This window comes from Streptomyces uncialis (assembly GCF_036250755.1).
GTDB lineage: Bacteria > Actinomycetota > Actinomycetes > Streptomycetales > Streptomycetaceae > Streptomyces > Streptomyces uncialis.
Genome location: NZ_CP109583.1, coordinates 7,646,192 through 7,670,938, shown reverse-complemented (window position 1 = coordinate 7,670,938; position 24,747 = coordinate 7,646,192). Strand labels below are relative to the sequence as shown.

The 24,747-nt window shown below is 75.0% G+C and carries 19 protein-coding genes and 7 tRNA genes; 11 read left to right on the top strand and 15 right to left on the bottom strand.

Annotation, left to right across the window (positions count from 1 at the left end; all coding sequences use genetic code 11):
* The first annotated feature begins 56 nt into the window (after positions 1–56).
* Entirely contained in the window at positions 57–782 is a 726-nt protein-coding gene (locus OG711_RS32105; RefSeq protein WP_073792381.1) for a 3'-5' exonuclease, read from the top strand.
* Positions 783–859: 77 nt separating this feature from the next.
* On the opposite strand, the gene OG711_RS32100 is transcribed toward OG711_RS32105, so the two are convergent.
* Together OG711_RS32100 and OG711_RS32095 are read right to left on the bottom strand one after the other, a co-directional pair.
* A tRNA-Val gene (locus OG711_RS32100) sits at positions 860–931 on the bottom strand.
* Between the two features lie 73 nt (positions 932–1,004).
* Positions 1,005–1,457, bottom strand: a complete 453-nt coding sequence (locus OG711_RS32095) for an SRPBCC family protein (RefSeq protein WP_266513309.1) — start codon at positions 1,455–1,457, stop codon at positions 1,005–1,007.
* Positions 1,458–1,650: 193 nt separating this feature from the next.
* Here OG711_RS32095 and OG711_RS32090 point away from each other — a divergent pair, with 193 nt between their 5' ends.
* Positions 1,651–4,107, top strand: a complete 2,457-nt coding sequence (locus OG711_RS32090; protein WP_329562024.1) for an SCO7613 C-terminal domain-containing membrane protein — start codon at positions 1,651–1,653, stop codon at positions 4,105–4,107.
* 479 nt (positions 4,108–4,586) lie between these two features.
* On the opposite strand, the gene OG711_RS32085 is transcribed toward OG711_RS32090, so the two are convergent.
* Together OG711_RS32085 and OG711_RS32080 are read right to left on the bottom strand one after the other, a co-directional pair.
* A tRNA-Val gene (locus OG711_RS32085) sits at positions 4,587–4,658 on the bottom strand.
* 97 nt (positions 4,659–4,755) lie between these two features.
* Positions 4,756–5,199, bottom strand: coding sequence for a TIGR02611 family protein (locus OG711_RS32080; protein ID WP_073792105.1), 444 nt, complete (start codon positions 5,197–5,199; stop codon positions 4,756–4,758).
* Between the two features lie 190 nt (positions 5,200–5,389).
* Between OG711_RS32080 and OG711_RS32075 the strand changes: the two genes are divergently transcribed.
* Both OG711_RS32075 and OG711_RS32070 read left to right on the top strand, forming a co-directional pair.
* Entirely contained in the window at positions 5,390–5,803 is a 414-nt protein-coding gene (locus OG711_RS32075) for an SsgA family sporulation/cell division regulator (protein WP_003959770.1), read from the top strand.
* 287 nt (positions 5,804–6,090) lie between these two features.
* Positions 6,091–6,672 carry a CGNR zinc finger domain-containing protein gene (locus tag OG711_RS32070; RefSeq protein WP_266513316.1) on the top strand — a complete coding sequence of 194 codons (582 nt, stop codon included), beginning with the start codon at positions 6,091–6,093 and terminating at the stop codon, positions 6,670–6,672.
* An 85-nt stretch (positions 6,673–6,757) separates the two neighbouring features.
* Here OG711_RS32070 and OG711_RS32065 read toward each other — a convergent pair whose 3' ends face one another.
* The gene (locus tag OG711_RS32065) at positions 6,758–7,033 is read right to left on the bottom strand and encodes a hypothetical protein (RefSeq protein ID WP_266513319.1); all 276 of its coding nucleotides are present in this window, start codon (positions 7,031–7,033) and stop codon (positions 6,758–6,760) included.
* A 730-nt stretch (positions 7,034–7,763) separates the two neighbouring features.
* Complete coding sequence (locus tag OG711_RS32060; protein WP_329562020.1) at positions 7,764–8,216, bottom strand: hypothetical protein; 453 nt, start codon at positions 8,214–8,216, stop codon at positions 7,764–7,766.
* Positions 8,217–8,388: 172 nt separating this feature from the next.
* Between OG711_RS32060 and OG711_RS32055 the strand changes: the two genes are divergently transcribed.
* Positions 8,389–8,904 (top strand): DsbA family protein, encoded by a 516-nt coding sequence (locus OG711_RS32055; protein WP_073792116.1) that lies wholly within the window; start codon positions 8,389–8,391, stop codon positions 8,902–8,904.
* Positions 8,905–8,946: 42 nt separating this feature from the next.
* Here the strand turns inward: OG711_RS32055 and OG711_RS32050 are convergent, their stop codons facing one another.
* The 3 genes from OG711_RS32050 to OG711_RS32040 form a co-directional block, all read right to left on the bottom strand.
* A complete protein-coding gene (locus tag OG711_RS32050) occupies positions 8,947–9,771 on the bottom strand; it encodes a GNAT family N-acetyltransferase (RefSeq protein WP_329562017.1) in 825 nt (274 codons plus the stop codon).
* Positions 9,772–9,843: 72 nt separating this feature from the next.
* Positions 9,844–10,665, bottom strand: coding sequence for an aminotransferase class IV (locus OG711_RS32045; protein ID WP_329562015.1), 822 nt, complete (start codon positions 10,663–10,665; stop codon positions 9,844–9,846).
* Positions 10,666–10,762: 97 nt separating this feature from the next.
* Complete coding sequence (locus OG711_RS32040; RefSeq protein ID WP_329562013.1) at positions 10,763–11,803, bottom strand: chorismate-binding protein; 1,041 nt, start codon at positions 11,801–11,803, stop codon at positions 10,763–10,765.
* A gap of 144 nt (positions 11,804–11,947) precedes the next feature.
* On the opposite strand from OG711_RS32040, the gene OG711_RS32035 reads away from it, so the two are divergent.
* From OG711_RS32035 to OG711_RS32015, 5 genes are all read left to right on the top strand, one after another.
* A tRNA-Gly gene (locus OG711_RS32035) sits at positions 11,948–12,020 on the top strand.
* A 38-nt stretch (positions 12,021–12,058) separates the two neighbouring features.
* Positions 12,059–12,132, top strand: a tRNA-Cys gene (locus tag OG711_RS32030).
* Between the two features lies 1 nt (position 12,133).
* Positions 12,134–12,205, top strand: a tRNA-Val gene (locus tag OG711_RS32025).
* 21 nt (positions 12,206–12,226) lie between these two features.
* A tRNA-Val gene (locus OG711_RS32020) sits at positions 12,227–12,298 on the top strand.
* A gap of 84 nt (positions 12,299–12,382) precedes the next feature.
* Positions 12,383–12,457, top strand: a tRNA-Val gene (locus OG711_RS32015).
* Between the two features lie 73 nt (positions 12,458–12,530).
* On the opposite strand, the gene OG711_RS32010 is transcribed toward OG711_RS32015, so the two are convergent.
* From OG711_RS32010 to OG711_RS32000, 3 genes are all read right to left on the bottom strand, one after another.
* Positions 12,531–12,863, bottom strand: a complete 333-nt coding sequence (locus tag OG711_RS32010; protein WP_073792127.1) for a TFIIB-type zinc ribbon-containing protein — start codon at positions 12,861–12,863, stop codon at positions 12,531–12,533.
* Positions 12,864–12,976: 113 nt separating this feature from the next.
* A complete protein-coding gene (locus OG711_RS32005) occupies positions 12,977–14,101 on the bottom strand; it encodes a phosphotransferase (RefSeq protein ID WP_405674257.1) in 1,125 nt (374 codons plus the stop codon).
* 202 nt (positions 14,102–14,303) lie between these two features.
* Positions 14,304–14,507, bottom strand: coding sequence for a hypothetical protein (locus OG711_RS32000; RefSeq protein ID WP_073792132.1), 204 nt, complete (start codon positions 14,505–14,507; stop codon positions 14,304–14,306).
* Between the two features lie 721 nt (positions 14,508–15,228).
* Between OG711_RS32000 and OG711_RS31995 the strand changes: the two genes are divergently transcribed.
* Positions 15,229–16,593: a serine/threonine-protein kinase gene (locus OG711_RS31995; RefSeq protein WP_329564185.1), complete on the top strand. Its 1,365-nt coding sequence runs from the start codon at positions 15,229–15,231 to the stop codon at positions 16,591–16,593.
* 539 nt (positions 16,594–17,132) lie between these two features.
* Here the strand turns inward: OG711_RS31995 and OG711_RS31990 are convergent.
* The 3 genes from OG711_RS31990 to cobT form a co-directional block, all read right to left on the bottom strand.
* Positions 17,133–17,951 carry a TrmH family RNA methyltransferase gene (locus OG711_RS31990; protein ID WP_329562011.1) on the bottom strand — a complete coding sequence of 273 codons (819 nt, stop codon included), beginning with the start codon at positions 17,949–17,951 and terminating at the stop codon, positions 17,133–17,135.
* A 65-nt stretch (positions 17,952–18,016) separates the two neighbouring features.
* Positions 18,017–19,282, bottom strand: coding sequence for a uroporphyrinogen-III C-methyltransferase (gene cobA / locus OG711_RS31985; RefSeq protein ID WP_073792140.1), 1,266 nt, complete (start codon positions 19,280–19,282; stop codon positions 18,017–18,019).
* 287 nt (positions 19,283–19,569) lie between these two features.
* On the bottom strand, positions 19,570–24,660 hold the full coding sequence (gene cobT / locus OG711_RS31980; protein WP_329562009.1) for a nicotinate-nucleotide--dimethylbenzimidazole phosphoribosyltransferase: 5,091 nt from the start codon (positions 24,658–24,660) through the stop codon (positions 19,570–19,572).
* Positions 24,661–24,747 lie beyond the last annotated feature (87 nt).

Genomic DNA, 24,747 nt, shown 5'->3' with positions numbered 1-24,747 from the left:
GCCAGCAGCAGCGGCACTGGGGCAACTGCTGGAGGCGCGGGAGGGGTTGGGTGGCCTTGACGCTTTGGTACGAGGGTCCGTTGGTGGCCTTCGACACGGAGACCACGGGTGTGGACGTCGAGTCCGACCGGATCGTGTCGGCGGCCGTGATCTGCCAGGACGCGCCGGGCGGCCGTCCCCGGGTCCGGCGCTGGCTGGTGAATCCCGGGGTGCCGATCCCCGAGCAGGCGACGGCGGTGCACGGTCTGACGGACGAGCAGGTGGGGCGGACCGGGCGGTGGCCGGCCCCGGTGATGGAGGAGATAGCGCGGGAGCTGAGCGGGCACAGCGCGGCGGGCCGCCCGCTGGTGGTGATGAACGCGCCGTTCGACCTGACGCTGCTGGACCGGGAGTTGCGCCGTCACCGGGCCAGCAGCCTGGGGCGCTATGTCGAGACGAGCCCCTTGCAGGTCCTCGACCCCCGGGTCCTGGACAAGCACTTCGACCGTTACCGCAAGGGCCGCCGGACCCTGACGGATCTGTGCGCGCTGTACGGGGTGGAGCTGACGGGCGCCCATGACGCGGCGGCGGACGCGCTGGCGGCGACGGAGGTGGTCCGGGCGGTGGGGCGCCGGTTCGCGTCCCGGCTGGGCCGGTTGTCCCCCGCGGAGCTGCACACCTTGCAGGCGGTGTGGCACGCGACGCAGGCGCGCGGACTCCAGGCGTGGTTCGCCCGTACCGGGAGCGAGGAGGCGGTGGACCCCGCGTGGCCGCTGCGCACCGGACTGCGGGCGGCGGTCTGAGCGGGGTGCCATGGACGTGGGGGGCGTGCGGACACAGAAGAACCGGCCCGTCTGCTGACGGACCGGTTGTCTCCGGGTGGGCGATACTGGGTTCGAACCAGTGACCTCTTCGGTGTGAACGAAGCGCTCTCCCACTGAGCTAATCGCCCGGGAACGAGCTGAACAATACAGGTCTCCGCGCTCCTCGTTCAAACCGGTCGGCCGGGACGGTGACCGGTGCGGTCAGGGCGAGCGCAGCAGCGCGGTGAGGCCGCGCCGTCCGCCGCGCATCATCCACGCGTGATTGAGGAGGAACAGGGGCCGTCCGGGCACCGCGAGCCCGCGCATCAGGGGTTTGCGTACCTCGACCTCCTGCTCGTAGCGCGCGATCGTGCCCGCTCCGCCGGGCCGCAGGGTCCAGCGGGCCCAGCCGTCGAGATCCCCGCTCATGGCGATCTCCAGGACACCGGCCGCGCGGTCCCGCCGGGTCTCCGTGGCGGTGACCACCAGTTCGTAGGGCAGGAACGAGCGGAACCGTCCGGTACCGCCCGTGCCGGACGTACCGCTGCCCGTCACCGAGCGGACCTGCGGCCACCAGCGGGGGTAGTCCTCGGCGCGTTCCAGTACCGCGAACACGGCGTCGGGGGGCGCGGGCAGGTCCCAGCGGCTGAGGAAGCGGTATCGGCACCAGTCCATACGGGGAGTCTGCCTGGCCGGACCCCTCCCCGTACCTGTCCGGCGCCGGCCGTCCATCCCTCGGAACGCCCCGGGGTGTCCGGCGGCCCGTTCCCGGCGTCGGGCGTATCCGGACATTCGTTGCCAGAACCTGAGTACGCCCTGAGTACGCGCACTCATGCCGGGCCCGGTGGCCACGATCACACTCACCGCTATGACGAACAATCCGACCCCGGCCGAGGAGTTGCGCTACCTGGACCGTGAGCTGGGGCATCTGGACGCCCGGCGGGCCCAGCTCCTGATGCGCCGCGCGTGGCTGGTGGCCGCCATCGGGGCGGCCGCCGCCGCGCCCGCGGGTCCGTCCGCCGCCGCGCCCGCCGGGGCAGCGGGTCGGCGTCCCGAGGCGCGGGCCAGCGGGGTGCAGAACACGCTGCTGGTCCTCGGCGGTGTGCTGCTGACGGTGGCGGCGATCGCGTTCACGCTGGTCAGTTGGGGTCGGATGGGCATCGTCGGCCGGTCGTCGGTGCTGGGCGCGGTGACGGTCGCCGCGCTCGGCGCGCCGGTGCTGCTGCTGCGCAGGGGGCTGCGCTCGACGGCGGAGACCGTCGCGGGCATCGGTCTGGCGCTCACCGTGCTCGACGCGTACGCCCTGCACCGGGTGGCGCTGCCGGGGGTGCCGGGCACGGAATGGACGGCCGCGTCGGCGGCGGCGCTCGGCGCCCTGTGGGCGGGGTACGGGCTGCGGTGGCGTGCGCTGCGGCTGCCGCTGCCGGCCGCCGTGCTGGTCGTGCAGCCCGCGCTGCCGCTGTGGGCACTGGCCTCGGCGGCGGACTTCCCCGTGGTCGCCGGAGCGATCGTGGTGACCAGCGCGTCCGGCGCGGCGCTCGCCCTGCGCGTGATGACGCCCGCGCTGCGGACCACCGCCGCCGTCGCCGCCCTGACGAGCGGTCTGGGCGCCGTGCTGGCGAGCGGGTGGCAGGCGTGGTCGGCCACCTCGGGCCCGGACATCGCCGCGGGGGCCGTGCTGCTGGCGTCGGTGGCGGTCCTCGCGGTGGCCGTGGCCCACGCCTCGGGCCGTCCCGGGATCGCGCTCACCGGCGCCCTGACGGGCGGTCTGCTCGCGGTGGCCGCGCTCGGTGTCGTTCCGGCGAAGGCCCTGCCGGGCGACTGGCCGGCGGCCGGCTGGCTGCTGTGCGCCCTGGCGCTCGGCGTGACCGTCCTGCTGCCGGGGACGTCACCGCTGCCGCCGGGCCCGGTGCGGCGCGGTCTGCTGCTGGCCTCGGGCATCGTGTCGGCGGGTACGGCGCTGTGGTCGGCCCCGGTGGTCGCGGTGGGCCTGGTCGGACCGGTCCGGAACACGGAGGACGTCTGGTCGGGTGCGGGCGCCGATCCGCTGCCGTCGCCGCTGGACGCGAGGCTCCCGGACCCGCTGGTCGTGCTCCTGGTGCTCGGCGCGCTCGCCGTCGCGCTGTACGGGTACGCCGTGCTGGCGCGGCGGCGCGGCGGTCACGGTCCTTGGCCGTCGCTCGGTGCGCTGGTCCTCGCCTGGGGCGCGGCGCTGGTGCTGCCGCTGACCCTGCGGCTGCCGTACTGGGCGGCGGTGGCGGCGTATCTCGTGCTGACGACCGTGCTGCTCGCGCTCGCCAGGTTCGGGCGCCCGGTCACCGCTCCCGGTCCGGGCGCGGCCCCGGCCGTGCCACCGTTCCCCCACCCGGCGCTGGCGCTCGCGGTGCTGACCTCGCTCAGCACCGCGTTCCTGGCGCTGGCCGCCGAGGCGGCGACCCTCACGGTCCTGGCCCTGCTCACCGCGCTGTTCGCGGTTACGTGCACGGCCCTGCGCTCCGGTGCGGGTCCCGCGCCGACGGCGGCGCCGGTCGCGGCGGTGGCCGCGTTCGCGTACGGCACCGGGCTGTTGGGCGCGGTCGCCGCCTCCCTGGAGCTCGGGCCGGCGGGAACGGCGCTGCTGCTCCTGGTGGCGCCCACGGCCGCGGTCGTGCTCGCCGGGTGGCTCGGGGACGATCCGCTGACCCCGGCGGTCGAGATCACCGGTGCGGTGGCGGCGCTCTTCGCTGTCGGTGTCGCGATGCCCCACGCACCCGCGCTCGCGCTGGTCCTGGGGCTGTGCGGGGTGCTCGCCGGAGCCACCGCGCTGCGCTCCGGCCGGCGGTCCGTGGGGTACGCGGCGGCGGCGCTGTTCCTGCTGGCGGCCTGGGTCCGGCTGGCCGCGTGGGAGGTCGGGACCCCGGAGGCGTACACACTGCCGGTGACGGTGCCCGCGCTGGTGGTCGGGCTGCTGCGGCGACGGCGCCCGGGGACCACGTCCTGGAGGGCGTACGGACCGGGCCTCGCCGCGACACTGCTGCCGTCACTGGCGACGGCCTGGAGCGACCCCGGGTGGCCGCGTCCGCTGCTGCTCGGGACGGCGGCGCTCGCCGTGACCCTGCTCGGCGCCCGGCACCGGCTCCAGGCTCCGCTGGCCCTGGGCGGCGTCACCCTCGGCCTGGTGGCCCTGCATGAACTGGCCCCGCACCTGGTCCAGTTGGCGGGGGTGCTGCCGCGCTGGCTGGCCCCGGCGCTGGCCGGGCTGCTGCTGCTCGCGGTGGGGGCGACGTACGAGCACCGGCTGCGGGACGTACGGCGGGCCAAGGACGCGCTCGGCCGGCTGGGGTGAGGTGCCGGGCGCGGGCGGGGTCCGGCGGCTTCCGGCCCGGGTCCCACCGCTCCCGGCGAGGTCCGACGGCTCCCCGCTGAGACCGGCCGGCTCCCGGACGCGGTCCCGCGGGCGTCGACGGCGGGGCGGTCGGTGTGCGCGGGGCGTGACTTCGGGCGGCGGCTTCGCGCCGTGGCGACGGAGGGTGACGTGCCGGGGCATGACTGGGGGACGCGGCTGGAAGCCGCTGTCCGAATCCCGTCCGTCGAAACGGGTGAATCCGGCATATCGATCGGGCGTACCGGAGGTGTCGGCCCCATGAACCGTTCGGCCGGGGTGAACTGATAACCGGTCAGAATCCCTGCGGACCAGCAGAGTTCCGGGCGATGGAATTCGCCGGAAATCGACGGTGGCAATTCCATGACGAACACGCACGGTGAAGAGTCGCGACAAATGCCCGCGGCCCGAAGGCGATAAGCCTTCGGGCCGCGGGTCCGGGGTGGGCGATACTGGGTTCGAACCAGTGACCTCTTCGGTGTGAACGAAGCGCTCTCCCACTGAGCTAATCGCCCGGACGCACGGAGAACATTACCGCACGTCAGCCGGTGCCCCGGACCAGCCCCGCCCCGGACCCCGCCGCACCGGGCGCGGCGGGCCGGGACCGGGTCGTCACCACTTGACCTTCCAGGGCAGCTCCAGCCCGAACTTCCACAGGTAGACCCCCATGAGCACGGCGATGATCGTGAGACCCAGCGCGGTGAGGATCATGTTCCGGCGGCGCACCTTCGGGTCGAGAGCACGCTGTGCCGCCTCTGTGACCTTGCGTTTCGTCCAGCGGAGCACCAGCTGCGCCCAGACGAACTCGGTCGCCCAGATCGCCATGCCGCCGAAGATGACCAGCCAGCCGGGACCCGGCAGGACCAGCATCGCGGCACCCGCGCCGACGACCGCGAGGCCCACCACGAAGACCCCGACCTGCCAGCTCAGATGCAGCACCTTGCGGCGCTGGACGTACTCGGGGGCCCGAGAGCCCAGCGGGCGCTCCGGCTGCTCGTCTTCCGCGTCGTCGGTTGCCAAGGCCACCTTCCCCGTTCCGTCACTCCCCGTATTCATACGGACAAACCTACCTGAAGGAATCCGGTCACCGGAATGGTCCCGTGGTACGAACAATGACTCCGCCGTACGGGGTACCTAAAGACACGCAAAACCCTCAGAGGGGTTTACAACGACACCGTAGGTGGCATGTCGATTTCGCCGACGTGCGAATCCCCGAGCGCACACTGAGCGAAAGGCCCTGGCGCTTATGAACACCACGGTCAGCTGCGAGCTGCACCTGCGCCTCGTTGTGTCGAGCGAGTCCTCACTGCCTGTTCCCGCGGGACTGCGGTATGACACGGCCGATCCCTACGCCGTGCACGCCACCTTCCACACCGGAGCCGAGGAGACGGTCGAGTGGGTATTCGCCCGCGATCTCCTCGCCGAGGGCCTGCACCGGCCCACCGGTACCGGCGACGTCCGAGTCTGGCCGTCCCGGAGCCACGGTCAGGGCGTCGTGTGCATCGCCCTGAGCTCCCCCGAGGGTGAGGCTCTGCTCGAGGCCCCGGCGCGGGCCCTGGAATCGTTCCTGAAGCGGACGGACGCCGCCGTGCCCCCGGGCACGGAGCATCGTCACTTCGACCTCGACACGGAGCTTTCCCACATCCTGGCCGAGAGCTGACCGGGAGCAAGGAGCGACCAACCGGAACAGCCGGTCACCGAACGCGCGCCCGACACCGTCCGACTCGGGGAGACGGTGCGGGCCGCGACAAGCGCATCACGGCATCACGGCACGTACCGGCGCCGCCGCCGCGGATCTTCCGCGCGGCGGCGCCGGCGCGTGCGCGCCCCGGTGGCGGTGGGCACACAGGGTGACGGGCCCCGTACCGGCGTGCGGGGAGCCAGTAGCATCGGCCAGCACGCGGGCGAGCGGCCCGCCCCGAGCCGAGTGCCCCCAGGGAGCGAATCGTGCTGATCACCCATGACACCGGGTGCGCCCTCGACACCGTGGTGGCCCTGGTGAACTCCGCGCCACAGGAAGACGGCGGGAGCGCGGTACGGGGCGCCGAGGCCGACTCCCTCACCGATCTGGCCGCGCTGCGGGCGTTCGTCCGCAAGCACGAGATCAGCGATGTCGGGGAGCTGACCGACGAGGACCTGGCGGCGGTGCGCCGGGTGCGCGGCCGGTTCACCGAGGCGTTCGCCGGGACCGGCCCGGCGGCACTGGCGGAACTGATCAACGAGCTGGTCGCGGCGGCGGGCACCACGCCCCGGCTGACCGACCACGACGGCTACGACTGGCACATGCACTACTTCGCGCCCGGCGCGTCCGTCGCGGACCACTTGGCCGCCGACTGCGGTATGGCCCTCGCGTTCTTCGTCGTGGCCGGGGAGCAGGAGCGGCTGCGGCGCTGCGAGGCGCCGGACTGCCGCCGCGCCTTCGTGGACCTCTCCCGCAACCGTTCACGCCGCTACTGCGACAGCCGGACCTGCGGGAACCGGCTGCATGTCGCCGCGTACCGGGCGCGCCGCAAGGAAGCGGCGGGCTGACCGACGGGCCCGCGCGGCGCGCGCGGCCCGTCGGCGGGCCGGGCGGGTCGGGCGTCGCGGGGCGCCCTCCGGGGTCGTCCGGGGATCACCGTCCCAGCAGGAACAGGTCGTGCACGGCGCCCATCATCAGCAGCCCTCCGATCACCGCCAGGAAGATCATCAGTGGTGGTTGCGAGAGCGCGAAGAGACATCCCTTCGGCTCCTCCGGGACCGCGCCCGCTCCGGGCGGCCGGGCCCCGGCGGCGCTGCCGCCGCTCCCGGGCGGCCGGGGCGCGGGCACCAGCGGACCACGCGGAGTCACCGTCCCGGCCGCCGCCGACCCGGTCCCGGCCGCCGCGGCGACCTTCCCGGGCGGCGTCACGGACCCCGGCGGTGTCGGCGGCTTCGGCTGCTTCGGCGCGGGACGGGCGGGTGGCGCCGGACATGGTGCCGTCACGGCCGTCTGGCACGGCTCTCGCGCCGTTTCGGGGCGGCAGGCTGGGTGGAGCCCCGGACATGGCTCCGGGTGCCCTGACGGCGTCGGGTGCGAGGGCCGGACGGGTTCCTTGCGGGGGACCGCGTGGGGGTGCGCGCGAGGGGAGGCGGGCGGGGCCTGGGGTGTCCCCGTCGCCGTGGGGCGGAACGTCTCGGGGACGACAGGCCGCGCGCCGGGTGCGGGAGCGCGCCGTTTTCGCGCTCGGGGTGCGTGGGGGCGCACGGTGCCGGTGGTGGGGGGAGCGGGGTGGTTCCTGATGGCGCCGTCGTCCCGGAGGGCCGGGTCGGCCTGGTGGTGCGCGGCCGGGCCGGAGCGGGGGGCGCCGCTGTGCGTGGTGTCGAGCATCTCGCGCAGATGATGACGCAGAGGAGCACCCCCGCGCGATCAACACGCCCGTATTGGGCGGGAGTTCGCCGGAATCCGCGACCACATGCTGAGACGTCCCAGCTCGCGGCGAGCCGCCCGCCCATATGCTGAGACGCCCGAGCATCCGTACGAATCCGCGATCCGCCCGCGTGGGACGATCCCGGAGGAACGGGACGACCGTCGGATCCCCCGCACGTTCCCGTTCCCGCGCTCCCCCGCGCCCCTCCGCTTCCCCGGATCCCGTACCGCGTCAGATCCCGTGCTTCTTCAGGATGGCCTCGATGTCGCTGAAGTCGTCCCCGCTCTTCGCGGGGGCCGCGGGGGCCGGACCGGTCTTCCGGGCCGACGGCTTGAGCGACGGGCGGCCGGTCGCGGGCGCGGAGGCCCCCGGCTCGACGGCCTCCCGCCGCGCCGTCTTCGCGGCCTTGCGGTCCTGGCGGCTCACCCCGCGGCGGCGTTCGACGGCGCGGGTCGTCATGAACAGCGCCCAGGAGAGGCCGAGCACCCCGAACCCGGCCCAGGCCACCGGGCTGAACGCGGTGTCCACGACCCACTGCACCGCCCCGGTCATCACCAGGCCCAGCGGCACCAGCGAGTATGCGGCGAGGCGGGTCGCCGCGAGGAATCGCTTGCGGTAGGCGGTGACCGCCGCGATGCCCAGGCCCGCCACGGCCACGGCGGAACACACGGTCTCGGCAATCATTCCGGCCTCCTGCTGCTGAACGGTCGAACGGTTCGTCCCCATCCATCCTGCACCGACCGGCGCCCTCGGGGCCACGGCCCCGACGCTCCTCAGGGAGATCTCCGGGTCCGATCTCCTCCCCAGGTGCCGGACCGGCGCCGGTGCACCCCCGGTGAGCTGCGAGACTTGCCCCATGAGTGACTCCACCGCCGCGCAGACCGAAGGCCGCCCCGTCCTGGACATCTGGTACGAACTCCAGTGTCCGGACTGCCGTACGGCGCTGGACGACGTCCACGCGCTGCGGGCCCGCTACGGCGACCGGCTGGAACTGCGGCTGCGCCACTTCCCGCTGGCGAAGCACAAGCACGCCTTCGCCGCCGCCCAGGCCGCGGAGGAGGCCGCCGCGCAGGGCCAGGGCTGGAGTTACGTCGAGGCGGTCCTCGACCGGGTCGGGGAGCTGGAGCGCGGGGGCGAGACGCTGCTCGTCGAGATCGCGGGCGGGCTGGGGCTGGACGCCGACGAGTTCGAGACCGCGCTGATCGACGGCCGGCACATCCTGATCGTGGACGCCGACCAGGCGGAGGGCAAGGCGATCGGGGTGACCGGCACCCCCACGTACGTCATCGACGGCGAGCGGCTGGACGGCGGCCGGCGCCAGGACGGGCTGCGGGAGCGGATCGAGGCCGTCGTGGACCGGCTGCTGGGCTGAGCCCCGCCGGTCAGGGCCCGCCCGGAACCCGTCCGGACCGGCCTACGCCAGTTGCTTGTACAGATGGTGACTGACGGGCTCGTGGCCCAGGGACTCGTAGAGGCGCAGGGCCGGGGTGTTGCCGACGAAGACGTTCAGGCCGAGGACGGTGCGCCCGGCGGCGGTCGCCTCGGTCTCGGCGTGCCGCATCAGGGTGCGGCCGTGGCCATGGCCCCGGTGCGCGGCGTCGACCTTCACATCGAAGACGAAGGCGTCCTCGTCGCGGATGGCGACCCACACCGTCCCGACCGCCGAGCCCTCGTGGTGGAGGACCCGGACGACCGTGCCGGGTGTGCCGAGGCCGTCGGGCAGCAGCCCGGCGTGGTCGCGCTCGGACTTCGCCCTCGCCTCGGCCTCCGGCACCCCGCGCCCGATCCAGCCCTGGGCGTAGTCCTCCTTGCCCGCCGCGAGCCAGGGACCGTACTCCTCGGCCGTCATCGGCCGGACGACGGAGCCGGTCGGCGCGGCCGGGGCAGCGATGCCCAGGTGTTTGGCCATGCCCCGGTTGCGTTCGGTCCAGCCGAGGGCGGTGGCGAGCCGCAGGGCGGCGGCTTCGGTGGCCTGGACCGACGCCTCGATCCGGTGGCAGCCCCAGCCGCGGGCCACCTCCTCGGCGGCGAGGGCGGCGACCGTGGCCCGGCCGCGCCCCCGGTCGGCCTCGTCGACGCGCAGTCCCCGCAGCCGGGCGACCTTCGGCCCGTACACCTCGTGCGTGGCGAGTTCGATCTCCCCGACGGGGCGGCTGTTCACACAGATGAGGAAGTGGCGCGAACGGCCGCCGTCGGCCCGGTGCTGGAGCGGCCCGGTCGGCCGCAGCGTGGTGGTCATCAAGGATGTCTACCCGACGGGGACGGGAGCGTCATCCTCGATTCGGCGGGAGCCGGCCGCGGATGTCCGGGTCTACGGGTCGAGGTCGTCGGCGGCCCGCTCGTCGAAGATCCGCATGGCCTTGGCGGTCACGGGGCCCGGCGCGGTGGGCAGTTCACGGCCGTCCACCCGGCGCACGGCCTGGACGTCACGCAGGGTCGACGTCAGGAAGACCTCGTCGGCCCGGTCGAGGACGTCCATCGCCAGCTCCGTCTCCCGGGCGCCGGTCCACTCGACGGCCAGCGCGCGGGCGATGCCCGCGAGGCAGCCCGAGGCGACGGGCGGGGTGTGGATCTCACCGTCGAGGACGACGAACACATTGGAGCCGGTGCCTTCGCAGAGCCGGCCGACGGTGTTGGCGAACAGCGCCTCGGTGGCGCCCTGTTCACGGGCGCGGGCGAGCGCGACGACGTTCTCCGCGTACGAGGTGGTCTTCAGCCCGGCGAGGGCGCCGCGTTCGTTGCGGGTCCAGGGGACGGTGATGACCTCGGTCGTGTCGGCGCGGCGGGTGACCGGGCCGATCGCGACGACCAGGGTCGGCCCTCCCTCGCCCCGGTCGGAGCCGAGCGGGGAGTCGCCGCCGGTGAGGGTGATCCGGAGCCGGCCGAGCGGCATCGGGTTGGCGTCGAGGACGGCGCGGCAGGCCCGGCGGACCTCGTCCGGGTCGGGCTCCGGCAGGCCGAGGCCCCGGGCGGAGCGGGCGAGCCGGTCGAGGTGCCGGGTCAGGGCGAACGCCTGCCCGTCCACGGCCTTCATGGTCTCGAAGACACCGTCACCGACGGTGAGTCCGTGATCGAACACCGAGACACGTGCGGACGCGCTGTCGCGCAGTTCTCCGTCGAGCCAGAGCTTCACGAGGGAGCCCCTCCCCTTCGTCGGCGGGTTTCCCCGGTGGCCGCCGCGGTGCGCGGCGGATGGCTGTGCGGTGCGCCGGCCGGTCGCCGGTCGCCGGTCATGGTGTCCCGTCCGGGTCCGGGCAGGTGCCCGAGGCGACGGCGAGCAGCCGGGACGCCTTCAGCTCGGTCTCGCGCCACTCGCGCTCGGGGTCCGAGCCCCAGGTGATGCCCGCCCCGGTGCCGAACCGTAGCCGTCCGGCGGCCCGGTCGATCCAGAAGGTGCGGATACCGACGGCCAGCTCACCCGTGCCGCGGTCGGCGTCGACCCAGCCGATCCCGCCGCAGTAGGGGCCGCGTGGCGCCGTCTCCAGGGCGTCGATGATCCGCAGCGCGCTGGACTTGGGGGCGCCGGTGACGGACCCGGGCGGGAAGGTCGCGGCGAACAGCGCCGCCCAGCCCGCGCCGGCGGTCAGCTCCCCGCGGACGGTCGACACCAGGTGGACCAGTCCGGGGTGCTTCTCCACCACGCAGAGGTCGGGGACGGTGACCGTTCCGGTGGCGCAGACCCGCCCGAGGTCGTTGCGGACCAGGTCCACGATCATGACGTTCTCGGCGTGGTCCTTCTCCAGGAGGTCGGCCTCGGTGCGGCCGGTGCCCTTGATGGGGCCGGACTCGACGACGCGGCCCGTGCGGCGCAGATACAGCTCGGGCGACGCGGTGGCGATCTCCACCCCGTGACCGGGCAGGCGAATCGTTCCGGCGTAGGGGGCCGGGTTGCCGCGGGCCAGCAGCGCGGTCAGCGCGTCCACATCGGCGTCCGGGTCGACGGGCGCGGAGAGCACCCGGCACAGATTGGCCTGATAGACCTCACCCGCCGCTATGTGCTCCCGTATCCGCCGCACCCCGGCCGTGTACGCGGCGCGGTCGAGGGAGGACACCCAGTCACCGCGGGCGGGGCCGCGCCACGCGCCCGGTACCGGTGCGGGGACCGGGTCGGGGCGGACGTCGTCGAAGCGCGCGCACACCAGCCGGCCCTCGAAGTCGGCGGACACGGCCCAGAAGCCGCGGCCGTCCAGCGCGGCAGCGTCGCTGGTCACGTCACGCAGCCCGGTGGCGAGAAGACCACCGAAGCGGGCCAGAGGAGGGAGGATGCGCACGGCTGCGAGTCTAGGACGGCCGGGCCGCGGCTGCCCCGGGGCGGTCGTGGGGCAGCACGCTGCGTAAACGCGTTTTTGTGCTCGCCCAGGAATCCGCTAGAGTTCAACACGTCGCCGGGACGCGCAAGCGCACCGAAACGACAGGCGGACGTAGCTCAGTTGGTAGAGCGCAACCTTGCCAAGGTTGAGGTCGCGAGTTCGAACCTCGTCGTCCGCTCAGGAGCGGGGAGTCCTCAGGGACCCGCCGTGACTCCTGGTGGAGTGGCCGAGAGGCGAGGCAACGGCCTGCAAAGCCGTCTACACGGGTTCAAATCCCGTCTCCACCTCCAAGGACGATTAGCTCAGCGGGAGAGCGCTTCCCTGACACGGAAGAGGTCACTGGTTCAATCCCAGTATCGTCCACTGCCCCGGTAACGGGGGCCCGCGCGATTAGCTCAGCGGGAGAGCGCTTCCCTGACACGGAAGAGGTCACTGGTTCAATCCCAGTATCGCGCACGCAGTACCACTCTCCGTATCACCCTTCGTGAGACCCCGGTCGGCGCCCAGCGGCGCGGGTACTGGTAGTCTCCCCGAAGTCCCGCGCGATTAGCTCAGCGGGAGAGCGCTTCCCTGACACGGAAGAGGTCACTGGTTCAATCCCAGTATCGCGCACCATCCGCAAGCCCCCGGCCGTCCTGGACGCCGGGGGCTTCGCCGTGCCTCAGTGGGTCACGGGGCTGTCAGCGGCTCACGAGGAGAACAGCATCCGGCCGAAACCCTTGTTGCGGTGATGGCCGTGGTGACCACCGTGACCACCGTGACCGCCATGGCCGCCGTGCGGGGCGCCCCAGGCGGGCGCGGGCGCCGCCGGGTAGCCCTGCTGCGGGCCGGGTGCGGCCGGGTAGCCCTGCTGCGGGGCGGGCGGCGGGGGCGCGGGCTGCGACCACTGGGACTCCAGCCGGGTGAGGGCCTCAAGCTCGCCGTAGTCCAGGAATATCCCGCGGCAGCCGCCGCACTGCTCGATCTGGATGCCGTTGCGGTTGTAGGTGTTCATCGGCGCGTGACACTTGGGACACTGCATGCGTGGGCTCAACTCCTGCACGTTCGGTACGGCTTCGCCGGAATACTGCCCGGCTTCTCCTGTGGATGCACCCTACTTCGCCCCACTCCTCGCCAACTGCGCCGGACCGGGCCTCATTCGGCCATGGGTGTTCCGGCCATCCGGGTGCACGCGTCGATCACCGCGCGCTCGTCCTCGTCGGGCGGCCGCTGCTCCCGGCGGCTCCTGACGACCGCGAGGGCCGCCGTCTGCACCGTCAGGGTCCGTGCCGCCACGTCCAGGGCGGGCCAGGGATCGGCGGCGGCCGGAACGGCGGGACCGCCGGCGCTCCGGTAGGCGCCGAGGAAGCGGGCCCACTCCCCCGGCCCGAGCAGCCCGCAGGCGAACCACGCGGCGGGCCGGGCGAGGTCCCAGGCGGCGTCGCCGACCCCGAGGTCGTCGATGTCGATCAGCAGCCAGGGGCCGCCGCCCTGGGGCGCGGGGGTGGCCGGGGCCCGGACGAGCTGGCCGAGATGCAGATCACCGTGGCACAGGGTGCGGGAGGGCGGTGGGGGCGCCTCGTCGCGCGCCCACGGCGGGAGGGTCCGCCAGGCGGCCTCGACCCGGGTGACCGCGTCGGCGTCACCGTACCGGGCGAGGGCGTCCAGGGGCTCGGGCGTCGTGGCGCGCATCCGGCGGACGGCGCGGGCGGCCTTCGCGGGGCCGCGCATCGGCGGCAGCGGGCCGGGCAGCGCCGTCAGCCGGGCGGTGTCCACCCGGTGCAGCCGGGCCAGCAGATCACCGGCCGCCTCCCAGGGGGCCAGCTCGGGGCTGGCGGGGTCGACGGGCGCACCGTAGGGCCAGAGGCTGACGGGGCGGCCCGCGAGCGGTCCGGTGGAACCGGGCGGGTCGGGCGGCCAGGTCCGGGCGGGCGGGTCGGTCCGGGTCCGGTTGGGCGGGTCGGGCTTACCGGTGTGGTCGGTCGGACCTGGCGGGTCCGTCGGTTCGGGCAGGGCCGTCGGGTCGGTGGGGCCGGTCAGCGGGGGGAGCAGGATGCCGTGGAGGGCGGGGTGGGACGCCAGCGCGAGGCGGACGGCCAGGTCGCCGGTGTCCGTGTCGCCCGCGTGCGCCTTGGCGACGACTCCGCCGTGCCGGACCACCACCCCGTCGTGCCGCTCGGCGAGCACGTCACCGGCCGTGCCGCAGACACACGCACCGGCCGTGCCGTGCGCCGCTCCCCTGGCCCGCGTCCGCAGACCTCCCACCACACCACCGCGCACCGAACCCCACCCCTGAGCCGAGGACCCGCCCGTCCGGACGGGCCCGGACCACGAGCGCCCCAGCCTACGGACACACAGAAAAATGCCCGCGCAACCTCCCCAGGTTGCGCGGGCACAGTGCCGTCCGCCGCACCCCCGTCCCCACGGGGTTTCATGGTCCGATGTCCCCGCCCGGACCGCTCTTCCGGGCCTGGGGCGCCGCTCAGCGCCCCAGCATCTCGACCACGGACGACGCTTGGGTGACCACTGCCTCCCAGCCGCCGAAGACGACCACGAGCAGGGCCGCCAGGGGGAGCACCATGGCCATCGCCACCAGTGGGTGACGCTGACCGGACCGGCCGTCGAACGCCGCGTACGCCTTGCGTCCTCGTGCGCGGATCATCGTCCGCGTGGCCGTGTCCGCCATGGTCCTTCTCCTGGTCGTTCCGTACGGGGTCCCGCTGCCGGAGCCCCGTCGCACATGTGGTGATGCGGGCGGCGGGCGCTTGACCTCGGGGGACGAGTACCGCACCCGCCGCTTGACCTCAAATCTACGGCCCGGCGGGACCCCGGTCGTCATGCCCTCGTACCTATTGCCTGGCCTCCCCGAGGATGACCGCCGGGCGGACATGTACTCCCCAGGGTGGAGACGTGCGCCGGGGTCTCGGGGTCTTCCCGGAGGGGACACGTATCCGGGAACCCACCAGGTGGCGGGCCCCGTGCCGGGCACCCCTCCGGCCGGACGGTCCGCCGCCGCCCGGCCGCCGGGAAGCCGGGCGGCCGCCGTCGGCGGGCGCGGCGGGCCCGTGGGGCGCTCTGGTGACTTCGCTCACTCGGCCCGGCCCCCGGGCCCCGCGGGCCGGCCCCGGCGTCGGGCTCCGGCCGCCGCCGGGGCGGCCACGCGCACGCCGTCCGGGAACCGGCCGGGGGTCACGATCCGGTCACCCCGCCGGGCGTCAATCCGCCCTCCCCGCAATGGGGTTGGGCGGGTGGCCGGAGCAAGGGGCGTCCCGGCCCTGGGGCCCTGACCCTCCTTCATCCCGTACGCCCGGCACGGACAATCCCCGGGCCCGCGAGGGCGCGGCCTCTGCGCGCTCCCGGCCCCGGGTACGTAAGCTGTGGCTCGTCAACCGGACCGGGCAGCGGGGATGAACATGGCGATGATGCGCCTGAGGCGTGAGGACCCGCGTGTGGTCGGCTCGTTCAGGCTGCACCGACGGCTCGGGGCGGGCGGCATGGGAGTCGTCTATCTGGGGTCGGACCGCCGTGGCCAGCGGGTCGCGCTGAAGGTGATCCGCCCGGATCTCGCCGAGGACCAGGAGTTCCGTTCGCGCTTCGCCCGTGAGGTGTCGGCGGCCCGCCGTATCCGCGGCGGCTGCACGGCGCGGCTGGTGGCCGCCGATCTGGAGGCGGACCGGCCGTGGTTCGCCACGCAGTACGTCCCCGGGCCCTCGCTGCACGACCGGGTCGCCGACGAAGGGCCGCTGCCCGCCACCGAGGTGGCGTCGATCGGCGCGGCACTCTCGGAGGGCCTGGTCGCGGTCCATGAGGCCGGGGTGGTGCACCGGGACCTGAAGCCGTCGAACATCCTGCTGTCGCCCAAGGGCCCCCGCATCATCGACTTCGGTATCGCCTGGGCGACCGGTGCGAGCACCCTCACCCATGTCGGTACGGCGGTGGGCTCGCCGGGGTTCCTCGCGCCGGAACAGGTGCGCGGGGTCGCGGTCACCCCCGCCACGGACGTGTTCGCGCTGGGCGCCACGCTGGCGTACGCGGCGACCTCCGACTCACCGTTCGGGCACGGCAGTTCCGAGGTGATGCTGTACCGCGTGGTGCACGAGGAGCCCCATCTGCACGGGGTGCCGGACGCGTTGGCTCCGCTGGTGCGGGCCTGTCTGGCGAAGGACCCGGAGGAGCGGCCGAGCACCCTGCAACTGTCGCTGCGGCTCAAGGAGATCGCCGCGCGTGAGGCGCAGGGTCTGACGGACCCCCGGCCGCCCGGCCCGCGCGGTGAGCCGGACCGGCCGTCGGGGCGGCTCGCCGACGAGTACGCGGCGCAGCGCACCCAGCGGCGTCCGCAGGGCACTCCCCCGCCCCGGTCGCAGTCCGGGCGGCCGGGCCGTACGGGGCAGTCGCCGTCGCAGCCGACCCGGTCGGCCAAGGCGCCCTCGTCGCGTCCGGGGGCCCGGCCCGCCGGTTCCCCGGGGTCCCGGGGCTCGTCGCGCACCAGCCGCTCGGGCGGCAGGTCCGCGCCCCGCAGCGGTGCGGGGCGGCCGGGCGGGCCCCGCACCACGGGGACCGGGCTGCGCCCGGCCAATCCCCGGCTGCTGCGGCAGCGGCTGATCGTGTTCGTGGTCGTGACGCTGCTGGTCGCGCTGGGGATCGCGGCGGCTCAGGGGTGCCAGGGGCCCGCCCGGGGGTTCGGTGGCTCCGGCGGTGGGCCGCCGGGGGCCTCGGGGGTCACGGTCGGTTCGGCCGTGGCGGGGAGCGGCTTGGGGTTCGTGGCGGGCTGAGGCTCGCGGGGCTTTCCTGTGCGGGTTCTTGGCGGCCCGTGTCGCCGGGTTCCCCACCTGGGTGTACTTGTTCCTGTGCGGGTCCGTTGTGGGTGCGCAGTTCCCCGCGCCCCTGGGTCTGTGGGTCCACAGGTTCTCGGTCGGGTGCGGGTTGCCCGTGGGTGCGCGGTTCCTCGCGCCCCTGAGGTCTGCCCGGCTGGGCGTACTTGTTCCCGTGCGGGTCCGTCGTGGGTGCGCGGTTCCTCGTGTCCCTGGGTCTGTGGGTCCACAGGTTCTCGGTCGGGTGCGGGTTGCCCGTGGGTGCGCAGTTCCCCGCGCCCCTGAGGTCTGCCCGGCTGGGCCTACTTGTTCCTGGGCCGTCGCTCGGTGGGTGCGCAGTTCCTCGCGCCCCTGGGTCTGTGGGTCCACAGGTTCTCGGTCGGGTGCGGGTTGCCCGTGGGTGCGCGGTTCCTCGCGCCCCTGAGGTCTGCCCGGCTCGGCGTACTTGATCCTGTGCGGGTCCGTCGTGGGTGCGCGGTTCCTCGTGTTCCTTTGGGGTGTCAGGGGGTGGGGCGGCCGGTGGCTACCGCGTAGAAGGCGACCGCTGCCGCGGCGCCGACGTTCAGTGAGTCCACCCCGTGCGCCATCGGGATGCGGACCAGGGTGTCGGCGGCGGCCATGGCCCTGGCGGAGAGTCCGTCGCCCTCGGCGCCGAGCATCAGGGCGACCCGGTCCATCCGGTGCGGGGCGGCCTCGTCCAGGGTGACGGCCTTCTCGTCCGGGGTGAGCGCCAGCAGCCCGAAGCCCGCTCCCCGTACCTCCTCCAGCCCGCGCGGCCAGCTCTCCAGACGGGCGTAGGGGACGGAGAACACCGCGCCCATCGACACCTTCACCGAGCGGCGGTAGAGCGGGTCCGCGCAGTCCGGGGAGAGCAGGACGGCGTCCATGCCGAGGGCCGCCGCCGAACGGAAGATCGCGCCGATGTTGGTGTGGTCGTTCACGGACTCCATGACCACGACCCGGCGGGTGACGGCCAGGACCTCGGCGGCGGTCGGCAGGGGCTTGCGCTGCATCGACGCGAGGGCGCCCCGGTGGACGTGGTAGCCGGTGACGCGTTCCGCCAGTTCCGGGGTGACCGCGTAGACGGGGGCGGGGAGTTCGTCGATCACGTCGCGCATGGCGTCGACCCATTTGGTCGAGAGCATCATGGAGCGCATCTCGTACCCGGCGTCCTTCGCCCGGCGGATGACCTTCTCGCCCTCGGCGATGAACAGTCCTTCGGCGGGTTCGCGTCTGCGCCGCAGTTCGACGTCGGTCAGCCCGGTGTAGTCACGCAGGCGGGGGTCGTCGGGGTCCTCGACGGTGATGAGTTCGGCCACAGGGTGATACTGCCTTGTCGGTGCGGAGCGGAGCGGGCGGCTGGGTTCGGGGCGGGTCGCCCGGGTCAGGTGACGGGGTGCTGTCCGGGGGCGACCGGGGCGTCGGGGCCGACGCGGACCACCTCACCGATCACGATGACGGCGGGCGGGCGCACCCCCTCACGGACCACGGTCTCCGCCACGGTCGCGAGCGTCGCGTCCACGCGCCGCTGGGCGGCGGTCGTGCCCTCCTGGACCAGGGCGACGGGGGTGTCGGCGGCCCGGCCGTGCGCGATCAGCGTCTGTGCGATCCGGCCGATCTTGTCGACGCCCATCAGGACGACCAGGGTGCCGCGCAGGGCGGCGAGCGCGGCCCAGTCGACCAGGGAGCGTTCGTCGTCGGGGGCCACATGGCCGCTGACGACGGTGAACTCATGCGCGACCCCGCGATGGGTGACGGGGATGCCCGCCGCGCCGGGCACCGAGATCGAGCTGGAGATACCGGGGACGACGGTGTACGGGATACCGGCCTCGACCAGGGCCTCGGCCTCCTCCATGCCCCGGCCGAAGACGAACGGGTCACCGCCCTTGAGCCGGACCACCGTCCGGCCCGCCCTGGCGTGGTCGATCAGCGCCTGGTTGATGGCTTCCTGGGCCATGAACCGGCCGTACGGGATCTTGGCCGCGTCGATCACCTCGACGTGCGGCGGCAGTTCGGCGAGCAGGTCGCGGGGGCCGAGCCGGTCCGCGATGACGACGTCCGCCTCCGCGAGCAGCCGGCGGCCTCGTACCGTGATCAGGTCGGGGTCGCCGGGGCCGCCGCCGACAAGGGCGACCGACGCGGCGCGGGCGCGGTGGTGCCGGGCGACGAGGGTGCCGTCCCGCAGCCCCTCGACCACGGCGTCGCGGATCGCCGCGGTGTGCCGGGGGTCGCGCCCTTGCGCGTCGGTGGTGAGGACGGCGACGGTGACGCCCGCGCTGTGGCCGGTGGCCGGGGTCCAGGCGGTGGCGGCGTCGGCGTCGTCGGAGCGGACGCACCAGACGCGGCGGGTCTCGGCCTCCGCCGACGCACGGGTGTTGGCGTCCCGGTTCTGGGTGGCCACCAGGACGTACCAGGCGTCGGCCAGGTCCCCGTCCTCGTAGCGGCGGCGGTGCCAGGTGATCTCCCCCGTGTCGGCCATGGCCTCGACGGACGGGGTCGCGGAGGGGGAGATCAGCTGGACGTCGGCGCCCGCCGCGATGAGCGCCGGCAGCCGCCGCTGGGCCACTTGGCCACCGCCGAGCACCACGACACGGCGACCGGTGAGACGGAGCCCGACGGGGTACGCCGGGTCACTGGCGGGGCTGGGCATGGCGGCTCCTCGGATGGGCCGCTGCGACGGTGGAGCGGCGGACGGTTCCTGTCGGTGGGTCGACGGTCGGGGACGGGGGTCCCGGCGGCAACGATACGGTTCCGCTGGTCACAGCGGCGGAGGGGCCCTGCGGGTGCGGGGCCTGGGCGTCGTCGCCGGGGGCGGGGGTCCGGGAGTCGCGGCCGACGGGCGGTGGACGGGGACGGTGCTGGACGGCCGCTTCGGGCCGGACGCGGCCGGGCCGGGCACCCGGTGCGGGTGCCCGGCGCGGGCGGGTGCCGGTGGGGCTACTTCTCGGTGACCCCGGCCGAGTCGAAGGTGGCGACCTCGTGCATCGCGCGGGCCGCGCTCTGCACCAGCGGCAGGGCGAGCAGCGCGCCCGTGCCCTCCCCCAGCCGGAGGTCCAGGTCGATCAGCGGGCGCAGACCCAGCTTGTTCAGCGCCGCGACATGGCCCGGTTCGGCGCTGCGGTGGCCCGCGATGCAGGCGGCCAGCGCCTCGGGGGCGACCGCGCGGGCGACCAGGGCGGCGGCGCCCGCGCTGACCCCGTCCAGGATGACGGGGGTGCGCAGCGAGGCTCCGCCGAGGATCAGACCGACGAGGGCGGCGTGTTCGAGACCGCCGACGGCCGCGAGGACGCCGATGGGGTCGGCGGGGTCCGGCCGGTGCAGGTCCAGGGCGCGCCGGACGACATCCGTCTTGCGGGCCAGGGTCTCGTCGTTGATGCCGGTGCCGCGGCCGGTGACCTCGGCCGGGTCGGCGCCGGTGTAGACGGCGATCAGGGCGGCCGACGCGGTGGTGTTGGCGATGCCCATCTCGCCCGTCAGGAGTGCCTTGTTGCCCGCCGCGACCAGGTCGCGGGCGGTCTCGATGCCGACCTCGACGGCGGCCTTGACCTCTTCGCGGGTGAGCGCGGGCCCGGTGGTCATGTCGCCCGTACCGGCCCGGACCTTGCGGGGCAGCAGCCCCGGGGTCGCGGGCAGGTCGGCGGCGACCCCGACGTCGATGACGCAGACCTCGGCGCCGACCTGGTTCGCGAAGGCGTTGCAGACCGCGCCGCCGCCGAGGAAGTTCGCGACCATCTGGCCGGTGACCTCCTGCGGCCAGGGCGTCACACCCTGGGCGTGGACACCGTGGTCGCCCGCGAAGACCGCGACGGCCGCGGGCTCCGGGATGGGCGGCGGGCACATCCGGGAGAGCCCGCTGAGCTGCGCGGAGATGATCTCCAGCATGCCGAGCGCCCCGGCGGGCTTGGTCATCCGCTTCTGCCGCTCCCATGCCTCGCCGAGCGCCTTGGCGTCCAGCGGGCGGATGGCGGCGACGGTCTCGGCGAGCAGGTCGTGCGGGTCCTCGCCGGGCAGCGCGCGGCGGCCGTACGTCTCCTCGTGGACGACCCAGGACAGCGGGCGGCGCTTGGCCCAGCCCGACTGGGCGAGCTCGGGCTCCTCCGGGAACTCGTCGACGTACCCGACGCACAGGTAGGCGACGACCTCCAGGTGTTCGGGCAGATCGAGGGCGCGGACCATCTCCCGCTCGTCGAAGAAGCTGACCCAGCCCACACCGAGGCCCTCGGCACGGGCCGCGAGCCAGAGGTTCTCGACGGCGAGCGCCGAGGAGTAGGGCGCCATCCGGGGCTGGGAGTGGCGGCCGAGGGTGTGCCGGCCGCCCCGGGTCGGGTCGGCGGTGACGACGATGTTCACCGGGGTGTCGAGGATCGCCTCGATCTTCAGTTCCTTGAACTGCTTCGCACGGCCCTTGGGCAGGGACCTGGCGTACGCGTCGCGCTGGCGCTCGGCCAGTTCGTGCATGGCCTGCCGGGTCTCGGCGGACCGGATGACGACGAAGTCCCAGGGCTGCGAGTGCCCGACGGACGGCGCGGTGTGCGCGGCCTCCAGCACCCTCAGCAGGACTTCGTGCGGGATCGGGTCCGGCCGGAAGCCGTTGCGGATGTCGCGGCGTTCCCGCATGACCCGCAGTACGGCGTCGCGTTCGGCGTCGTCGTAGGCGGGGGCGGCGGGACGGGACGACGGCTGCTCGGCGCCGGGGGTGTCGTCCGGGCTGTCCGCCTTCTCCGGGGTCTCCGGGGTCTCCGGGGTCTCCGGGGCGGTCGCGGCGGCTTCCTCGGGGGATGCCATCTCGGCGCTGCCGTCCGGGGCCTCGGCTTCGACCGTGGCCGGGGCGGCGGGCTCCGGGGTGACGGTCTCCGCGGCGGGGGGCGTCGCGTCCTCGGTGGTCGCGTCGGCGGCCGGGGCGGTGGCGGCTGCGTCGGCTTCCTCGGGGGCGGCTGTCTCCGGTGCCGCCTGGGCGGGGGCCTGGGTGACCTCGTCCGTCGGCGCGGGCCCGGCGGCGGGCTGCGTGGCCTCGGTGGTTCCAGGCGCGTCCGGGGTGCCTGCGGGGTCCGGGGCCTCGTGGGCGTCCTGGGCCTCCGTCGGACCGTCCGTGACGGCGTCGGTGGACGGCTCGGGGGCGTTCGTACCGGTGACGGAGGTGACGGACGGGGACGCGGGGGTACCGGCCGTCGCGTCGGGCGCCACGGGCGCCACGGGTGTCTGCGGTGCGGCGGCGGGCAGGGGTGCGTCCGGTGCGAGGCCGGACCCGGACTCCGGGGTCTCCGGGTCCGTCCGGGGGGCTGCGTGGGTCACTTCGCTGTCGGCTTCTTGCGGGTGCGGGTGCGGGTGCGGGTGGGGGTGGGGCTGGAGGGCCGGTGCGTCGGGGGTGTCCGGCGAGTCGGCTGTCGCGGCGGGGGTGGTGCCGGTCACCGTGTCCGTGACGACGGGGGTAGTGGGGTCCTCGGCGGAGTCCGTGGGGGCACCGGGGACGGTCTCTGCCTCGGGAGCGACGGTCTCCGTGGTCTCCACGGTGGCCGGGGCGGACGCGGGCTGGTCGGCTGCTTCGGGGCCGACGGCCTCGGTCCCGGCCAGTGCCTGGTCCGAAGCCTGCGCCTGTGCCGGGGCCTGCGCCTGTGCCGGGGTCGGTGCGGCTGTCCCGGCGACGGGGTCCTCGGTGGGCGTGGCCTCGCCGGGCCCGGTCACGGACGCGGTGACGGGACCCTCGACGGCGGACGGCTCCGCGTCGGTGACCGGCGCCTCGGCGACGGTCGCCTCGGGCACGGTCGGGTCAGGCACGGTCGCCTCGGTGACGGTCGTGTCAGGCAGCGGAACGGGCTGCTCCTGGGGCGCCGGGGCCTCGACCACGCTCTGCTCGACATCGACATCGACATCGGCACCGGCACCGGCACCGGCACCAACAGCGGCATCAACAGCGGCGGTCGGCCCTCCAGGTACCTCGGCCGTCGGGTCCGCCGTCGGGTCCGCCGTCGGGTCCGGTTCCGTCACCTGGACGGCGTCCGGGGTCGGGGCGTCCGGGGCGGGCGGAGCCTGGTCCACCACGTCGACCTGGTCCACCACGTCGGCCGCATCGGCCACGGGCGTCCCGTTCGCCACGGGCGTCTCATCCGGCACGGGAGCCGTGTCCACCGCCGGTTCCACCACGACCGCGTCCACCGTCGGTTCCGGTGCCCGCGGAGCGTCCGGCGCGGGAGTTCCCGCCACGGGCGTACCGTCCGGCTGCGGTTCGACGGCCTGAGCGGCCTCGGCCTCGTCCGACGCGGTCGGCACGGGTGCCTCGGCGGGCACGGAGGCGTCCGGGGTGACGGCCGGGTCCGGCTCGGGGGCGGCGGGTGCGGCGGTGCCGTCCGTGGCCGGGGCCAAGGGGGACGGCGCGCTCCCGGGGGCTCCGGCCTGGGCCGGGACCGGCAGGGGAGTCCCGCGCGGCGGCGTCGGCGCGAGGTGCGGGGTGGTCGGGACGAAGCCCTCGACCGGGACGAACTGTCCGGTCGGTTCCGTCACCGGGGGTTCCGTCACCGAGGGCTCGGCCACAGGCGCGGTGACCGGCCCGGCCTGGGCGCCACTCGTACCGTCGACGGGCGTGCCGTCGGTGGCCGCACCGGCGGCGGGCGCGCGCTCTTGCTCCTGGAGGTCGAGCTGGAGTCCTCGGCCGTCGGTGAGCTCGCCCGCCGGTGTCCCCGTCGTGCCGGTGGGCAGCGGCGGGGCGATGGCGTCCGCGTCGGGCACGGGGGCGTCACCGATGCTCTGCGGTCCCTGGGACGGCACGGCGGCGACGGCGGACGCGTCCGCTGCGGTCGGCGCGGTCGGCGCGGCGGCCGGGTCCTCGGCGACGGCGTACGCGGGCGCCTCGGGCGCGGGGTCCTCGGCGGGCAGCGCGCCCGGCGCGGCGAACGCGGCGTCCGGCACCAGCACGGCCCCGGTGTCGGCGGGGGACGCCATCACCTGGTCGCCGTCCATCGTCGGCACGGCGGTCGTGGCGTCGGGGGCGGGGGGGAACGGTGTGGTGGACGGGGCCACCGGTGCGCTCTGCGCGGCGGCTTCCCCGGCCTGGGTCTCCGGAGCGCCGGGCGCGGGACCCCAGGGGGCGCCGCCCTGCGGCGGGATCTCCGCGAGCTGGGGGCCGGGCAGCGGGGCGCCGGGGTGCGGCGCGTCGAGGTATTCGGGCGCGCCGGTCTGCTGCGCCTGCGACGGCTCGGACTGCGGTGCCTGCTCGGCCTGCCTGCGGACCTTGACCGACCCCCGGCGGGAACCGGCCGGTCCCCGGTCGGAGAGCGAGCGTACGGGGCTGGAGGCGGTGTCCGGGGTGGGCGGGCCGAGGTGCAGCGGGCGCCGGGCGGTCCCCGGCGCGGAGGCGGCGTGCGCGCCGGGGGTGCGGACGTCCGTCAGATCGACGGCGCCGCTGTCCCGGCCGCCCGTCTCGTGCGGACCGGGTTCATGCCCGGGGGATTCCTGCGCGGCGGGCTCGGCGGTCTGCTCCTGGGCCACGGCGGCGGCGCCGGACGGCTGTCCGGGGGCCGGTGCGGTGGCGGTGGGCGTGGCGGGGTGCTCGGCGGTCACGGGTGCCTCGGCCTCGTACGGGTTCGGGGGCTCGTCGTCGTCGGGTGTCTCCAGCGAGGTGGGCACCGACAGGACCGGGGCGGGCGCCACGGCGTGGACGTTCTCCCCCACGGGTGCCTGCGCAGGCTCCGGCACCGGAGGCCCGGGGACGGGCGCCGGGTACCGGGCGTCCGGCGGCGGGGTCTGCTGGACCGGTACGGGGGGTGCGCTGGTGGTGTGGACGACCGGCGGGTAGGCGTCGGCGGACGGGAAGAGTCCCGTACCGCCCGGGGTGTCGCTCCAGGCGCCCTGGGAGCCGGGCATCAGGAGCTGATCGTCGTCGGCGGGGGGCTCCGCAGGGCCCGGGTACGGGTACGGGCCCGGGGTGTCCGGGCCGTGCCGCTCCGCCGCCCGGCCCTGGACGGACCCGGCAGCGACCCCCTCGCCGGCGTTGTCCGGCAGTGCCTCGCCCGGAATCCGGCCGGTGTCGGTCATGCGTACCCCTCGCCCATCGGTAGTGCTTCCTCGACCGTCCCGGCCCCCGCCGAGCGGCCCGTGTACCCCGGGCGGCGCACCGACCAC

Bases quoted from the DNA above. Each gene is read 5' to 3' on its own strand.
- OG711_RS32095 (WP_266513309.1), bottom strand. From the start codon at position 1,457: ATGGACTGGTGCCGATACCGCTTCCTCAGCCGCTGGGACCTGCCCGCG.
- OG711_RS32090 (WP_329562024.1), top strand. From the start codon at position 1,651: ATGACGAACAATCCGACCCCGGCCGAGGAGTTGCGCTACCTGGACCGT.
- OG711_RS32080 (WP_073792105.1), bottom strand. From the start codon at position 5,199: ATGAATACGGGGAGTGACGGAACGGGGAAGGTGGCCTTGGCAACCGAC.
- OG711_RS32075 (WP_003959770.1), top strand. From the start codon at position 5,390: ATGAACACCACGGTCAGCTGCGAGCTGCACCTGCGCCTCGTTGTGTCG.
- OG711_RS32060 (WP_329562020.1), bottom strand. From the start codon at position 8,216: ATGATTGCCGAGACCGTGTGTTCCGCCGTGGCCGTGGCGGGCCTGGGC.
- OG711_RS32055 (WP_073792116.1), top strand. From the start codon at position 8,389: ATGAGTGACTCCACCGCCGCGCAGACCGAAGGCCGCCCCGTCCTGGAC.
- OG711_RS32050 (WP_329562017.1), bottom strand. From the start codon at position 9,771: ATGACCACCACGCTGCGGCCGACCGGGCCGCTCCAGCACCGGGCCGAC.
- OG711_RS32010 (WP_073792127.1), bottom strand. From the start codon at position 12,863: ATGCAGTGTCCCAAGTGTCACGCGCCGATGAACACCTACAACCGCAAC.
- OG711_RS32000 (WP_073792132.1), bottom strand. From the start codon at position 14,507: ATGGCGGACACGGCCACGCGGACGATGATCCGCGCACGAGGACGCAAG.
- OG711_RS31995 (WP_329564185.1), top strand. From the start codon at position 15,229: ATGAACATGGCGATGATGCGCCTGAGGCGTGAGGACCCGCGTGTGGTC.
- cobA (WP_073792140.1), bottom strand. From the start codon at position 19,282: ATGCCCAGCCCCGCCAGTGACCCGGCGTACCCCGTCGGGCTCCGTCTC.
- cobT (WP_329562009.1), bottom strand. From the start codon at position 24,660: ATGACCGACACCGGCCGGATTCCGGGCGAGGCACTGCCGGACAACGCC.